This is a genomic window from Blautia acetigignens (assembly GCF_025566865.1).
GTDB classification, from domain to species: domain Bacteria; phylum Bacillota; class Clostridia; order Lachnospirales; family Lachnospiraceae; genus Blautia_A; species Blautia_A acetigignens.
In genome coordinates this window covers 1-13,341 of record NZ_JAOQJM010000012.1, presented here as the reverse complement: position 1 = coordinate 13,341, position 13,341 = coordinate 1, and the positions used below count along the sequence as shown (strand labels likewise).

At 46.3% G+C, this 13,341-nt stretch carries 16 protein-coding genes, 1 tRNA gene, 1 rRNA gene and 1 pseudogene; 7 read left to right on the top strand and 12 right to left on the bottom strand.

The features are described 5' to 3' along the window. Window positions 1-210: 210 nt before the first annotated feature. The 5 genes from secG to OCV70_RS13410 all read right to left on the bottom strand — a co-directional run bounded on the left by secG (window position 211) and on the right by OCV70_RS13410 (window position 4,330). Window positions 211-447, bottom strand: coding sequence for a preprotein translocase subunit SecG (gene secG / locus OCV70_RS13430; protein ID WP_117853505.1), 237 nt, complete (start codon window positions 445-447; stop codon window positions 211-213). Window positions 448-565: 118 nt separating this feature from the next. Then, window positions 566-1,885, bottom strand: coding sequence for a phosphopyruvate hydratase (eno, locus tag OCV70_RS13425; RefSeq protein ID WP_173768039.1), 1,320 nt, complete (start codon window positions 1,883-1,885; stop codon window positions 566-568). 137 nt (window positions 1,886-2,022) lie between these two features. Then, window positions 2,023-2,439 carry an ACT domain protein gene (locus OCV70_RS13420; protein WP_021926594.1) on the bottom strand — a complete coding sequence of 139 codons (417 nt, stop codon included), beginning with the start codon at window positions 2,437-2,439 and terminating at the stop codon, window positions 2,023-2,025. 48 nt (window positions 2,440-2,487) lie between these two features. Next, window positions 2,488-3,561 carry a M24 family metallopeptidase gene (locus tag OCV70_RS13415; protein WP_021926595.1) on the bottom strand — a complete coding sequence of 358 codons (1,074 nt, stop codon included), beginning with the start codon at window positions 3,559-3,561 and terminating at the stop codon, window positions 2,488-2,490. 517 nt (window positions 3,562-4,078) lie between these two features. After that, on the bottom strand, window positions 4,079-4,330 hold the full coding sequence (locus tag OCV70_RS13410; protein ID WP_243000270.1) for a hypothetical protein: 252 nt from the start codon (window positions 4,328-4,330) through the stop codon (window positions 4,079-4,081). Here OCV70_RS13410 and OCV70_RS13405 point away from each other — a divergent pair. Further along, window positions 4,241-5,044 (top strand): polysaccharide deacetylase family protein, encoded by an 804-nt coding sequence (locus OCV70_RS13405; protein WP_408610243.1) that lies wholly within the window; start codon window positions 4,241-4,243, stop codon window positions 5,042-5,044. The genes OCV70_RS13410 and OCV70_RS13405 overlap by 90 nt on opposite strands. Before the next feature lie 69 nt (window positions 5,045-5,113). On the opposite strand, the gene OCV70_RS13400 is transcribed toward OCV70_RS13405, so the two are convergent. From OCV70_RS13400 to OCV70_RS13390, 3 genes are all read right to left on the bottom strand, one after another. Continuing rightward, window positions 5,114-5,983 carry a DegV family protein gene (locus tag OCV70_RS13400; RefSeq protein ID WP_117853514.1) on the bottom strand — a complete coding sequence of 290 codons (870 nt, stop codon included), beginning with the start codon at window positions 5,981-5,983 and terminating at the stop codon, window positions 5,114-5,116. A 169-nt stretch (window positions 5,984-6,152) separates the two neighbouring features. After that, a complete protein-coding gene (locus tag OCV70_RS13395; RefSeq protein WP_021925551.1) occupies window positions 6,153-6,773 on the bottom strand; it encodes a response regulator in 621 nt (206 codons plus the stop codon). 36 nt (window positions 6,774-6,809) lie between these two features. Continuing rightward, on the bottom strand, window positions 6,810-7,880 hold the full coding sequence (locus tag OCV70_RS13390) for a sensor histidine kinase (protein WP_117853573.1): 1,071 nt from the start codon (window positions 7,878-7,880) through the stop codon (window positions 6,810-6,812). Window positions 7,881-8,077: 197 nt separating this feature from the next. On the opposite strand from OCV70_RS13390, the gene OCV70_RS13385 reads away from it, so the two are divergent. The 3 genes from OCV70_RS13385 to OCV70_RS13375 are packed head-to-tail and all read left to right on the top strand — an operon-like array spanning window position 8,078 to window position 11,279. Next, the gene (locus tag OCV70_RS13385; RefSeq protein WP_334292268.1) at window positions 8,078-9,007 is read left to right on the top strand and encodes an ABC transporter ATP-binding protein; all 930 of its coding nucleotides are present in this window, start codon (window positions 8,078-8,080) and stop codon (window positions 9,005-9,007) included. Between the two features lie 12 nt (window positions 9,008-9,019). Next, a complete protein-coding gene (locus OCV70_RS13380; RefSeq protein WP_186900676.1) occupies window positions 9,020-10,144 on the top strand; it encodes an ABC transporter permease in 1,125 nt (374 codons plus the stop codon). Further along, window positions 10,131-11,279 (top strand): ABC transporter permease, encoded by a 1,149-nt coding sequence (locus OCV70_RS13375; RefSeq protein WP_173768035.1) that lies wholly within the window; start codon window positions 10,131-10,133, stop codon window positions 11,277-11,279. The genes OCV70_RS13380 and OCV70_RS13375 overlap by 14 nt, the downstream gene beginning before the upstream one ends. Before the next feature lie 23 nt (window positions 11,280-11,302). Here OCV70_RS13375 and OCV70_RS13370 read toward each other — a convergent pair whose 3' ends face one another. Then, window positions 11,303-11,536, bottom strand: coding sequence for a hypothetical protein (locus OCV70_RS13370; protein WP_262579768.1), 234 nt, complete (start codon window positions 11,534-11,536; stop codon window positions 11,303-11,305). 39 nt (window positions 11,537-11,575) lie between these two features. On the opposite strand from OCV70_RS13370, the gene OCV70_RS13365 reads away from it, so the two are divergent. Both OCV70_RS13365 and OCV70_RS19865 read left to right on the top strand, forming a co-directional pair. Continuing rightward, on the top strand, window positions 11,576-12,025 hold the full coding sequence (locus OCV70_RS13365) for a DUF6796 family protein (RefSeq protein WP_262579767.1): 450 nt from the start codon (window positions 11,576-11,578) through the stop codon (window positions 12,023-12,025). After that, window positions 12,007-12,240 (top strand): annotated as a pseudogene (locus OCV70_RS19865) (DUF6783 domain-containing protein). Before OCV70_RS13365 ends, OCV70_RS19865 begins: the two are co-directional and overlap by 19 nt. Here the strand turns inward: OCV70_RS19865 and OCV70_RS13360 are convergent. Beyond that, the gene (locus tag OCV70_RS13360; RefSeq protein WP_262579766.1) at window positions 12,210-12,422 is read right to left on the bottom strand and encodes a hypothetical protein; all 213 of its coding nucleotides are present in this window, start codon (window positions 12,420-12,422) and stop codon (window positions 12,210-12,212) included. The pseudogene OCV70_RS19865 and the gene OCV70_RS13360 overlap by 31 nt on opposite strands. 182 nt (window positions 12,423-12,604) lie before the next feature. Between OCV70_RS13360 and OCV70_RS13355 the strand changes: the two genes are divergently transcribed. Next, window positions 12,605-12,871 carry a hypothetical protein gene (locus OCV70_RS13355; RefSeq protein ID WP_021925679.1) on the top strand — a complete coding sequence of 89 codons (267 nt, stop codon included), beginning with the start codon at window positions 12,605-12,607 and terminating at the stop codon, window positions 12,869-12,871. An 80-nt stretch (window positions 12,872-12,951) separates the two neighbouring features. Here the strand turns inward: OCV70_RS13355 and OCV70_RS13350 are convergent. Continuing rightward, a tRNA-Trp gene (locus tag OCV70_RS13350) sits at window positions 12,952-13,022 on the bottom strand. 178 nt (window positions 13,023-13,200) lie between these two features. Beyond that, a 23S ribosomal RNA gene (locus tag OCV70_RS13345) occupies window positions 13,201-13,341 on the bottom strand; the annotation flags it as partial.

Here is a 13,341-nt window from a genome sequence, read left to right as displayed (position 1 = left end):
AAGTCAGTTACTCCGCACCTACGGTGCTCCCGTAACTGCCGACCGTATTCGTAATCCGGGCTATCGCCCTACTTACTCATACGGTCTAGCCCGTCCAATATCTGCGAATTCGTCCATGCAAGCATGGCTCATTCGCAGCTGCTGGACAGGACTTTCATAGTAAAAAACACTCTTGTGATCAGATCAACAAGAGTGTTTCCCAGTTCATTCTTAGAAATTCAGATTTAATACAACTGCCAGTACAAAGAACAAAACTCCCATAATAGTAGTTGCCTTCACAAGTCCGCCCTCCATGGAACGTCCCTTGTTCTTACCCCAGTATGTGTCTGCTGCTCCGGCGATAGCGCCAAGTCCCTGGGACTTGCCTTCCTGCATCAGAACTACTACGGTAAGGGCAATACAATCTATAACAAAAAGAATTGTCAATATCGTTCTCAAAATCTGCACGTGGTTACACCTCCTAATCAACTAGAGGATATTGTACCATAGCCCACTTTAGATTTCAACTCTTTTTTCCCGTATTCTGGCAAATTATTGTGCACCCAAACAGCATTTGCTGCCAGAATCATGCAAACGGATTCTCATACACCGATAACCCGCCAAGCTGTTCATGGATCCGAAGCAGCTGGTTGTACTTAGCATTTCGGTCGGACCGGCAGGGAGCTCCTGTTTTGATCTGTCCGGCACCTGTGGCCACTGCCAGATCTGCAATAAAGGAATCCTCTGTCTCCCCGGATCTGTGGGAGATCACGCTTCTGTAACCTGCCCGGGCAGCCAGCTCCACTGCTTCTAAGGATTCTGTCAGGGTTCCGATCTGGTTCACCTTGATCAGAATGGCATTGGCAGTTCCAAGCCTGATTCCACAGGACAGCCTTTTGATATTGGTGACAAAAAGATCATCCCCAACCAGCTGCACCCGGTTTCCAATCCGGCTGGTCATATCCTTCCAGCCTTCCCAGTCATCCTCCTGCAGCCCGTCTTCAATAGAAACAATGGGAAATTCATCCAGAAGCATCTCGTAATAATCGATCATCTCCGATGCATCCCGAAGAACCTCTTTTCCCGTCATCTTGCTTTCTCCCGGAAAATAATAGGCATCCTTATTTTCATCATAAAGCTCACTGGCCGCTGCGTCAATGGCAATGCCAATATCCTCCCCTGGTTCGTATCCGGCTTTGGTGACCGCTTCCAGGATCTGCTCCAGCACCTCCCTGGAATCCTTCAGGTCCGGGGCAAAGCCGCCCTCATCTCCCACTGCTGTAGACAGGTTTTTCTTCTTCAGAATGGTTTTCAGCGCCTGGTAGATTTCCACGCACATGCGGATTCCCTCTGAAAAACAGGAAGCTCCCACAGGCATGATCATAAACTCCTGAAGGTCCACCGTATTGTCCGCATGCCTGCCCCCGTTTAAAATATTCATCATGGGAACCGGCATTCTGCAGGCGTGACAGCCGCCGATATACTGGTAAAGGGGAATGCGAAGGGCCATGGCCGCCGCCCGCGCCACTGCCATGGACACCCCGAGGGTAGCATTAGCTCCCAGATTGCTTTTGTTGTCCGTGCCGTCTGTCTGAACCAGCAAAGAATCAATATACGTCTGGTTCAGGGCATTTTCTCCCAGGATTGCCTCTGCAATCTTGGTGTTTACGTTGTCCACTGCTTTTTGGACGCTTAATCCTGTGTAGTTTCCCCGGTCGCCGTCCCGCAGCTCCAAAGCTTCGAATTTTCCTGTGGATGCGCCGGATGGAACGATAGCGCGTCCTGTATATCCATTGATTCCGATGACTCCTTCGCCTACTGTTACTTCTACTTCCACAGTAGGATTGCCTCTGGAGTCCAGAACTTGTCTTGCGTGAATCTTCCGAATAGGCAAATACCGTAACATTTCCTTACCTCCTAAAGATTTATGGAGGTAGTTTTTCCCGTTCTTTCCGGTTCTATGCGTAAACGAAACCATATCTGAAAAAAGGCTTCCTGCCAAATGTACCTCACACTTTACAGAAAGCCTTACGCAAACAAATTTTAGTGTACCTCAGAAATAGAGTTAAATCCCTTATTTGTCAGGCAAGCCTCTACCTCGCAGATATCCGGCACATGGAGCACCATAATCGGAAGTCCGGTTGCACGGTTAAAGGACAGGTACAGATAGTCGATGTTGATGTTGCTCTCCTGAAGGCTGAGAAGAAGGTTGTTCAGGTTACCAACCTCATCCTTTACTTCGATTCCAAGTACATCGCTAAGCTTGCAGATAAAACCAGCCTTGGTAAGCGCCTCCAGTGCTTTCTCCGGCTTGGACACTACCATGCGGACAATTCCGTATTCTGCACTGTCATTGGTAACGGATCCTAAAATATTGATGTCTTCCCGGAGAAGGATTCCGGTTACCTCCTGCATTCTTCCTTTTGTATTTTCCGCGAAAATTGATAATTGTTTCAGCATTTTCTTATTCCTTTCTGCATTTCAATAACAATATTAACTTTTTAATATTTATTCTTCTATCGGAACCTCAATCAGCTCCTTCGGGGAGTGTGCCAGGTTGCGGCAGCCATCCTCTGTTACCACTACCATATCCTCAATACGCACGCCGCCAAAGCCAGGTACATAAATTCCAGGCTCAACAGTCTCGATCATGCCAGCCTGAAGAATAGTATCATCAGCCGGGGAAAGACGGGGGCTCTCATGGATGAACAGACCAACGCTGTGTCCAAGTCCATGTCCGAAATATTCGCCGTATCCGGCCTCTGCGATAATATCTCTGGAAACTTTATCCACGCTTGAGCCGCTGACTCCAGCCTTCACGGCTGCAAGACCTGCAAGCTGTGCCTTTAATACCACATTGTAGATTTCTTTCTGCTTCTCGCTTGCTTTTCCAAGGACAAAAGTACGTGTCATATCGGAGCAGTATCCCTTGTATTTGCATCCGAAATCACAGGTAACGAAATCCCCCACTTCCAGTTTCTTGTATCCTGGAATGGCATGAGGCATGGAAGAATTCAAGCCGGAAGCGATGATGGTATTGAAGCTTAAATCCTCAGCACCCTCTTTTTTCATCAGGTATTCCAGCTCTGCAGCAACTTCAAGCTCTGTCATGCCTGGCTTTACTACCTTCAGAAGCTTTTCAAATGCTTTGTCGCCGATTTCCTCTGCTCTTGCAAGATAAGTCAGCTCCTCCTCGGTCTTGATCTGGCGCAGATCATCAATCTTGGTTCCAAGCGGAGTCCAGACCTGAACCGGAAGGGCAGCCTTCATACGGTCAAACTCGCAGCAGAGCATGGACTGGTCTTCATATCCCATGTGGAAATCACCGCTCACAGTTTCTTTCTCCATGCACTCCTTCAAAATGGTCTGACGGTTGTGGGCACGGTTCTCCTCGATGACTGTGAAATCACTTTCTTTTCCAGCCTGCTCGGTATAACGGGAATCTGTGATCAGCACCTTCTGGGTGGCAGAAATATATAAAGCGCCCTCTCCTCCCCGAAATCCGCTAACATGACGCATGTTATAAGGATCTGTGATTACAAGAGCATTCAGTTTTAATTCGTCAAGAATATTGTTCAACATCTTTTTTTCCTCCTCATCTTTTGTTCCTCATACACTTTAGCGCGTTGAAAAACTATATTTCCTATCAGTCACATCATACCACATTCTTCGCTATAATATTGTCTGAATTTTGTATTCTTTTTATGCATATAAACTTTTTATTTTAAATAAAATAATATTTTTTCAAATTATTTGTTGACAAATAAGAAGTAATCTGTTATAGTAAGCTCATAAAACAAAAGGGAGAACAAAATAAAACAAAAAGGAGTGAGACCACCGAAAACATAATTTACCACTTATAATCTAAGAAAGAGAGGTACGGACCACCAGAAACCTAAACGCTTTATCTTAATTCTTTTATAATTTAAGCAAAGGAAGGTACAGTCCACCAAGAACTTAAGCCTTTAATTCCAATTGTTTTAGACGCATAATCTATTTTAAGAAAGTGAGGTACATTCCATTGGATATGGATCAGATTTAAGCCACCAGTAAACGTCGATGCTGGTGGCTTAATTGATGCCCTTTTTTCCCCGGTTCCTTACAGGCCTTTCCTTTTTGGCATACCCGCTCTTCTTCTCTCATATATCTTTAGAAAACCCATCCCGAGGTTTCCATGAAATTCTCCAGACCTTCTTTTTTTAAACGCCCTTTTAGGCTTCCCTCCCAGATTTCTAATTTTTCCTCTGAAAAAATCCCGGTAATCAAAGATTTCCTCCACTATGCTGGCGTCCCCCTGCTTTTTGCCCTGTCTTTTCTTGCAGGTGAGGCGGCCCGGGTCACAGTTCAGCACTTTCGGACACCGGAGGCCGTAACCACTGCGTCTGGCAGCAACAGCTGGGGACTGAGCTTCCAGGAGGAAGGAAAACGCCCTGTGGGAAACGCTTCCATGGAGGAGCTTGCCCCCTATGATGCCTATTTTGCCAAAGATACTCAGGAGAAAAAAATCTACCTTACCTTTGACTGCGGATATGAAAACGGGAATACCCCTCTGATTCTTGACGCGCTGCAGAAACACAATGCAAAAGCCACCTTTTTCGTAGTTGGAAATTTTATCAAAGACAATCCGAATCTGGTAAAAGAAATGATCGCAGAAGGACACACGGTAGGAAATCACACCCTCACCCACCCGGATATGTCCGGGATCTCCTCTATGGAGGCTTTTAAGAAGCAGCTGGAGGGCGTGGAAAATCTGTATAAAGAAGCGACCGGAGAATCCATGACGAAATTCTACCGGCCGCCTCAGGGAATTTACAGCACCACCAATCTGTCTATGGCAAAGGAGCTTGGGTATAAAACCTTCTTCTGGAGCCTTGCCTATGTAGACTGGTACCAGGACAAACAGCCGACCAAAGAGGAAGCCTTTGATAAGCTTCTGAAACGGATCCACCCGGGTGCCATTGTCCTGCTTCACAATACTTCTTCCACAAACGGGCAGATTCTGGATGAACTGCTGGGCAAATGGGAAGAAATGGGATATACATTTGGAACTTTAAGTGAGTTCTAGAGCGTGTTTGAAAAATCATTCCCGCAATCTGCACGTCACAATTTGCTGAAAGCCTTTTTCAAACACGCTCTAGCGGTTATTGCCGAAATAAATCACAGCCTGCACACCAGGACCAGTATGGATTCCGATGATCGGGCTCATTGGCATAATGGTAACCTGCGCGCCCGGCACAGCTTCCAAAATGGCTGCTTTGGCTTTCTCTGCCTGCTCAAGAGCATCTCCATGGCAAAGGAATACATAAGGATGCTCCTCATTTAATCCGGAGCTTACATACTTGGAAACGATGGTATTCATGGCAGCCTTGGAACCGCGCACCTTCTCCGGGATTGCCAGGGTACCATCTTCTGCAATGCGAAGCACCGGCTTGATCTTCAGCTTGCCGCCGATCCAGGCGATGGTCGGGGAAATGCGTCCGCCCCTCTTAAGGAAATCAAGGTCATCCACGGTGAACCAGTGGCAGATGTGCAGACGGTTCTCTTCCAGCCATGCGGTATTCTCCTCAAGGGACATTCCCTTCTCCTGATTCTGTGCTGCCAGGATCACCAGAATACCCTGTCCGCCTGTGGCTGCAAGGGAATCCACACAGGAAATCTTACGTTCTGGATACTCTTCCATCAGGTCTGTGGCTGCCAGATGGGAACTCTGCCAGGTGGAAGTAAGACCGCCGGAAAGGGAAATATAGAGGATATCCTTGCCCTCTTTCAAAAAGGGCTCAAAATAATCGGTGTATACAGCCGGGGAGATCTGGGAGGTGCTTCCGGTACCTCCATTACGAAGCTGGTCATAGAAGGCTTTGCTGTCCCAGCTTCCCGGGTCCTTATGGGGATGCTCCTCTCCATTTAACTGATATACCATAGGGATCAGATGGATCTGACCTTTATCCAGAACAGACGCAGGAATATCTGCGGAAGTATCTGTTATAATTACATATTCACTCATAATCGGTTCTCCTTGTTTGGTTAAGTGAGCCCATTATAACATACTTTTCCCCTGGAATGTGTATTTTTTTACATTTTCATTGATTTTGTAACAGTTTTTGCAGCGTGTTCTTCACTGAGGTGTACTTTTTCTCCGGAATGGGAAGCTCATTGTTCATTCCCGGCTTCTCCTATCTGTGCTGATAATAAAATACGGCTACCTGGGTTCTGTCCCGCAGCTGCAGCTTTTCCAAAATGGAGCTGAGGTAATTGCGCACCGTTCCCTCACTGAGGAAAAGCTCCGCCGCAATCTCCTTATTGCTGCACCCGTTGGCGATCAGCCGGATGATCTCAAGCTCCCGTTCATTGATGTCATAGCTTCCATAATCAAAGCCCTGTTTTCCCATGAGAAGCTCCGGAAGCCTGGAAGTGATCTGGGTTCCGAATACTGTCTGCCCGGAATCAACAGCCCGGATGGCAGGAAGAATGCTTCCGTAATCCTGCTTCAAAAGATAGCCTTTTGCCCCAAGCCGCAGGGCTTTTACAATATATTCGTCATCTGCGAAGGTAGTCAGAAGCAAAATGTTGGCCTTTGGAAATTTCTCCAGGATCTTCTGGGAAGCTTCCAATCCGTCCATCTCTTTCATGCGGATGTCCATGAGAAGCACATCCGGCTGATATTCCTCATAAAGCTGGCAGGCTTCCTTTCCATTTACGCCTGTTGCCGCTACCTGCACGTCCTCGTTTACTTCCAGAATGGTTTTTAATGCTGCTGCCACCAGGCAGTCATCGTCTACGATTATGATTTTCATTCAACTATCCTTCCATGCTGCATTTTTGCAAACCACTCACTTGGGAATGGTGATAAAAATCCGAAAGCCCTTTCTGGTGGAAATCTGCAAAGTTCCGCCAAGGGCCTTCACCCGGTCCTTCATATTCAAGATGCCGATTCCCGCATTTCCCGGATCATACACGACACCGGTCCCGTTATCCTCCACGCACATCTGGTAGAGGGCAGGATGCTCCCGCAGGATCAGCTGCACCCTTGTGGCGTTGCTGTGCTTCATAATATTGGCAAAAGCTTCCTTGGTAATGCTGATAAAGCAGTATTTCACTTCCCGTGGGATTTCCTGCGTCATGTCGTAAGTCAGCTCTGCCTGGCAAAAAGTAAAGTCCCGCACAAGCCCTTCCTCTGCTTCTCTTAAATTCACAGCTTCATCATGAAGGTCATGGACGCTGCTTCTGATGCTGTTCATGGCAAAATTCAGGGAGTCCTCCAGATTTTCAAGAAGAGCTGCAAGCCCGGCTTCCTTGTTCATGGTCCTGGCTGCCCCAAGCATGAGAATGGACCGGGAAAGCACATGGCCTACATTGTCGTGGATTTCTCTTGCGATACGGTTTCGCTCTTTTAAGGTGGCGTTATAGATCTCATAGTCCTGTTTTTCCAGGAGAGCCTTGTTTTTCTGGGAAAGAAGAAGGTCACGCTCCCTGGAATCGTCCCTGGTTCTTTTTAGCTCTTCTTCCAGGGAACTGCACTTTCTTGTGTTTCTTTCCATAAAAAAGGCAAACAAAAGGCCAAGACTTCCTGCTGCCGCAAAAAACAGGCCGTTTTCCCAGCTTCCCATAGTCCGGCACACCAAAAGCGCCCAGGCTCCCAGGGCCAGAAGGGGCATTTTTTCACAGAAAAAAAGATAAAAAAGGCAGGGATAAAAGAAAAACATTTCCGGGATCACAAGAGCCAGAAGTCCCATTCCTGCGCCAAGAACTATACGGATACATTTTTTCCCCAGGGCATAAGTGCTGCACACCAGAATCACCGTGCACAAAAATGCGATCAGAAATCCTGCATCCGGCAGACGGTAAAACAGCCGCAAAAAGCTCAGAAGCACAAGCAGTCCGCAATCTGTGAAGTATCCCATTTTACCACCTTCTTTTTTCTTATTTTGCGTCAGGCTTTTGTTCATTATAGTATACAGATGCCTGCTCGTAAAGAAACTTCTGGCATTTTATGACATTTGTCATGTGAAGGCTGTGACATCCGGCACTTGGATCCTTCGGCTTTTTCTTTTATACTGATGGTATCGTAAGAACGAGGAGGAAAATGATGTCAGAGAATATTGTTCAGATTGAAAATCTGGTAAAAAGATATGGAAACTTAGTAGCCCTTGACCACCTGAATTTAAAAATTGCAGAGGGCGAGATTTTCGGACTGCTTGGACCAAACGGCTCCGGCAAGACCACAGCCATCAACTGCATGCTTTCCCTTTTGAAATATGATAAGGGAACCATCCGGATTTTTGGCGAAGATATGCGGCCGGATAATTATAAAGTAAAACAGCAGATTGGAATCGTTCTGCAGAATGTGGCTGTTTTTGATGAACTGACTGTCTATGAGAATATTGACTATTTCTGCGGGCTTTATATCCCGGACAAGAAAAAAAGGAAGGCCCTTGTGGAGGAAGCCATCACCTTTGCAGGCCTTGACGATTACCGCAAAATGCACCCAAAAAAGCTTTCCGGCGGACTGCTCCGCCGTCTCAACATTGCCTGCGGAATTGCCCACAAGCCCCGTCTGATCATTATGGATGAGCCAACGGTAGCCGTTGACCCACAAAGCCGCAATAAGATCCTGGAAGGGATCAAAAAGCTGAATGAACAGGGCTCCACCATTATTTACACTTCCCATTATATGGAAGAGGTGGAGCAGATCTGCACCAGGATCGCCATTATGGATCACGGCCATGTAATCGCCTCCGGCACCAGGGAAGAGCTGAAAAAAATGATCAAAACCGGGGAAACCATTACCATAGAGGCCATTCCTCTCACGGAAAAAAATCTGGAAGAAATCCAGACTCTTCCCCATGTTTTTGACCTGCACTATGAGGACCAGGTTCTCACCGTCCGCTGCACAGGAGCCAGGCACAACCTGATCCGGCTTTTGAATTACCTGCAAAGCCAGGATATCACATTCGGCCAGGTTTCCTCTGAGCTTCCCACCTTAAATGACGTCTTTCTGGAAATCACCGGAAAACAGCTCAGAGACTAGGGAGGATTTGTTATGCTGCACTTAATCAAATATAATCTTCTTGTAAAGCTGAAAAATTTCGGCACCACCTTCTGGCCCCTTGTGTTTCCCATTCTTCTGGGAACCATGTTTTACTTCGCCTTCGGAAACATTAACGATGCAGATTTCGCGACGGTATCCGTAGCCGTTGTCCGCCAGGAAAAGGCAGATACATTGTTTCTGATGTTTCTGGACCAGGTGGAAAACAATGCAGACCAGCTGATCTCCACAAAGGAGCTGACCTACGATGAGGCATGCAGCCAGCTGGAAAATGAGCAGATTTCCGGTATTTATGTGGTTGGAGAAACACCTTCCCTTACCGTTTCTGCAAGCGGCATTCCCCAAAGTATCCTGCAGTCCGTTCTTTCCAGCTACGAAACCGGCAAAACCACCATCCGCACCATTGTGCGCACCCATCCTTCCGGCCTATGGGCAGGGATCCGGCAGATGCTGAACCGTCAGGAGTTTCTTACTGAGGTTTCCCTTGGCGGACGGACCATCAACGGAAACGCCCAGTTTTTCTATGCGCTGATCGCAATGGCCTGCCTGTACGGATGCTTTATCGGGTTTGGTTCTGCGGTAAGCCTGCAGGCCAATATCACAGCCCTGGCTGCAAGGCGCTGCGTCACGCCCACACACAAGCTGAAGCTGATCCTTTCCGAGCAGATTTCTGCCTTTTTGCTGGGATACTTTGATGTGATCGTGCTGCTTCTCTATCTTCGCTATATTCTGAAGCTGGATTTTGAGGGACAGATAGGGCGGATGCTTCTCATTTCCTTCCTTGGCTCCCTGATCGGCGTTTCCATGGGTATTTTCGTGGGAAGCCTTGGAAAAATGAAGGAGGGCATCAAAATCGGAATTATCCTTGGCATTTCCATGGTCTGCAGTTTCCTTTCCGGACTGATGAACAACACCATGAAGGATCTGGTGGAAAAAAATGCGCCGTTTCTCAACCGGATTAATCCGGCAGCGCTGATTTCCGATGCTTTTTACTGCATCAATGTGTATGACGATATGGGACGCTATTACCGGAATCTGATCACCCTTGCCCTGATGAGCGTGCTTCTGGTAACTGCTTCCTTTTTACTGATTCGGAGGGAAAGCTATGACAGTATTTAAGTGTTACATGAAAATTTTGAGACAAAATATCGGACTTGTGATCATGTATCTTGCTATTTTTTTTAGTGTAGCCATAGTCATGCAGTTTGCTGCAGGAAAAAGCGAGGACAGTCTTTTTGAAACTGCAAGCATTGATCTTGGAGTGGTAAATGAGGATGGGGGAACCTTAGCCCAGGGGCTTGTGGATTATCTGTCCGGCATCCATCACGTTATGCTTATGGACAATAATCCGGAACAACTTCAGGAGAATCTTTTTTACCGCAATGTGGAATATATCCTTCAGATTCCGGCTGATTTCTATGAGACCTGCATGGTAAACGGGGAAAGCCTGAAGGTAACAAAGGTTCCCGGATCCTACAGTTCCTTTTATGTGGATCAGCAGATCAGCAGCTATCTGAACACCATTCAGACCTATCTGGCTGCCGGCTTTTCCCAGGAGAAAGCCATCCAGGCAGTCAAAGAAGAGACCCATGAGCCGGTTACCAAGCTTACCTTTGATTCCGGAACCAGCGATACTTCCCCTTATACTTATTACTTCCGCTATATTCCTTATCTGTTTCTGGGGGCTTTGTGCTACACCATGGGATATATTCTGATGGCATTCAAGAAGGGGGATATTCAGAAAAGAATGGAGGCTTCTGCCATTTCTGTGAGACGCCAGTCTGTGGAAGGGCTGCTGGCTACGGGAATGATCGGCGTAATACTGTGGCTGATCGGATTCCTGGGCGTGACCTTCATGTATGGAAGCCGCTTCTGGCAGTCGGGACTTTGTGTTTATTATATTTTGAATACCTTTACCATGCTGATAGTGGCTCTGTCCCTTTCCTATCTGATCGGTATGTTTATCACAAACAGCAACCTTCTAAGCGGTGTGGCCAACCTGGTCTCCCTTGCCATGTGCTTCCTTTGCGGCGTGTTTGTTCCTATGGATGTGATGGACAAATCCGTGCTGAAATTCGCACAGTTTCTGCCTGTTTACTGGTATGAACAGGTGAATGAGATCCTGAGCAGGCACCACACCTTAAGTCCAGAGTTTCTTGGACAGGTTCTGATTGGAATTGGCATTCAGCTTTTGTTTGCCGCAGCTTTTATCAGTCTGATCCTGGTGGTTTCCAGATATAGAAAAGAAGGGTGAGATACCCTTCTTTTCTTATCTACTTAATGGATCTGGCAGACGCGGCACACTTCTTTGGTCCAGCGGTCTGCATCCAGAAGCAGTTCCTCGTGCTGCAGGTCGTATTCGCAGATATCCGGATCCGCAAAATATTTGTGATAACGCTCCAGATATTTTTCCCCCATTTTTTTCGCGTAAAAGACATGGATCGTAGTTCCCGGTGTCTGGATCTTTTCCCCTACTTTTGTGTACAGGTCTGTGCAAAACTGGTTTCGCATGGATTCTTTGGAGAGGAACGAAAATCTGCGAAGGTTCCTATGCGCTCTGCCATACTGGGTGTCTTTGCACTGTTTCTGCAGGCACTTGGGTATTTTGCAATTTCGGCTTACGTGTATGCGCATTCTGCAGTGTATGGTTCTGTTTTATTTTTTGCCATCCTGCTGTTTATTGTGATCGGGGCTGGGCACCACGTGAAATGCGGGTTTGCAGAATATGTATTTCTCCGTCTTGGAAGAGACAAAAAAGCTCACACCATGATGCTGGACCTGTTTAACAGCGCTCCCATCACCAAAATCTGCTACCTTGGTTACATTGTGTTTATCATCACTTTAATCATCGCCATTCTTACCGGAATCGCAGCCCTGCCCCTCTGGGCAGCAATCTTTACCATACTACCCATATTTATTATCCTGTTTCCATTTAAAATCATCGGCACCCTGCACATCTCTGCTATGATTTCTATGCTGGCATGGATGATTCTGATCTGAAATTTATTTGCATAAAAAAACGGAGCATGCCCGCTAGAGCGTGTTTGAAAAAGGCTTTCTGCAAGATGTGCGTCACAATTTGTGGGAGATTTTGTCCGGATGAGGGCGCCGTAGCGGGCTACGGCAACTGAATTCGGGCAAAATATACCGCAAAGTGGGGCGTGCAGATTGCAGGAATGATTTTTCAAACACGCTCTAGTACTACTTTCCGGTAAAATTCCCGCAGTTCATTGACTCCTGGCCCATACTCATCCATCTGCTTTAATGCCTGCTTATAGATACTTCTTGCATTCTGATATACTTTTTGGGGATTTTCAGCTGTTAATAAGGGAATGTTTTTGATTATTTCATTTTTATATACGATCCAGTTCAGCTTAATAATGAATCCTTCTTTCATAGTTCACTCCTCTTTAGCTAACACGAATCTATTAATGTATAATCATTATAATATAGACTATTCAAAGTTACAATGCGGATTAAATAAGATAGTTTTTTCAATAACAATATGGTAAAATGAAAAAAACATCAAAATTTACTGAAAAAGTATATGAATCATGTACCTGAAAAGGAGGGAGAACAATGTTTACGATATTTCATTCAGAAAGCATTTGGACTGGAACGGATATGAAAAAATTTAATGAAATCCGAGATGTTCTGGACAGAGAGGGGATTCCGTACAAGTATAAGGTAAAAGACCGATTAGGAGACTGGAACGGAAGCGGAACCTTCCGCGGATCTGTGGGAAGTGCGGGTATTCCGGCAGATCAATCCAAGCAGTATGAAATTCTCGTGGAGAAAAAAGATATGGCGCAGGCACAAAACGTGATTAAAATTAAGCTTAGTTAAATGTCACAGAATTCCCCTGCGGCATAATATCGAAAAAGGGATATGAGACAGCACTCAGCTATTTCATATCCCTTTTGCAGCAGGGGATGAGAGAATCGAACTCCCACCAAAGGTTTTGGAGACCCCTATCATACCATTTGACCAATCCCCTATTTTATAAAGAAAAGTGACTATTAGCAGTCACAATTCATTGAAAGTTTTGTACCTTCAAAACTACATACATGCCATATCCTTGTCTGGAATCTTTTCTGAATCATTCTTCAACCTTGCGAATAACCTGGAAGCTCCATCTCGCTTCGTTCAATGGAACGACCTGTGCGCTTTGCGCTTTGGTCAAGCCCTCACCCTATTAGTAGCAGTCAGCTCCATGTATTACTACACTTCCACCCCTGCCCTATCTACCTCGTCGTCTTCAAGGGGGTTTACTTCTTTCGAATGGGACATCTCATCTTGAGGGGGGCTTCACGCTT

Bases quoted from the DNA above. Each gene is read 5' to 3' on its own strand.
- eno (WP_173768039.1), bottom strand. From the start codon at position 1,885: ATGTTACGGTATTTGCCTATTCGGAAGATTCACGCAAGACAAGTTCTG.
- OCV70_RS13420 (WP_021926594.1), bottom strand. From the start codon at position 2,439: ATGCTGAAACAATTATCAATTTTCGCGGAAAATACAAAAGGAAGAATG.
- OCV70_RS13415 (WP_021926595.1), bottom strand. From the start codon at position 3,561: ATGTTGAACAATATTCTTGACGAATTAAAACTGAATGCTCTTGTAATC.
- OCV70_RS13400 (WP_117853514.1), bottom strand. From the start codon at position 5,983: ATGAGTGAATATGTAATTATAACAGATACTTCCGCAGATATTCCTGCG.
- OCV70_RS13395 (WP_021925551.1), bottom strand. From the start codon at position 6,773: ATGAAAATCATAATCGTAGACGATGACTGCCTGGTGGCAGCAGCATTA.
- OCV70_RS13390 (WP_117853573.1), bottom strand. From the start codon at position 7,880: ATGGGATACTTCACAGATTGCGGACTGCTTGTGCTTCTGAGCTTTTTG.
- OCV70_RS13380 (WP_186900676.1), top strand. From the start codon at position 9,020: ATGCTGCACTTAATCAAATATAATCTTCTTGTAAAGCTGAAAAATTTC.
- OCV70_RS13375 (WP_173768035.1), top strand. From the start codon at position 10,131: ATGACAGTATTTAAGTGTTACATGAAAATTTTGAGACAAAATATCGGA.
- OCV70_RS13370 (WP_262579768.1), bottom strand. From the start codon at position 11,536: ATGCGAAACCAGTTTTGCACAGACCTGTACACAAAAGTAGGGGAAAAG.
- OCV70_RS13365 (WP_262579767.1), top strand. From the start codon at position 11,576: ATGCGCTCTGCCATACTGGGTGTCTTTGCACTGTTTCTGCAGGCACTT.
- OCV70_RS13360 (WP_262579766.1), bottom strand. From the start codon at position 12,422: ATGAAAGAAGGATTCATTATTAAGCTGAACTGGATCGTATATAAAAAT.
- OCV70_RS13355 (WP_021925679.1), top strand. From the start codon at position 12,605: ATGTTTACGATATTTCATTCAGAAAGCATTTGGACTGGAACGGATATG.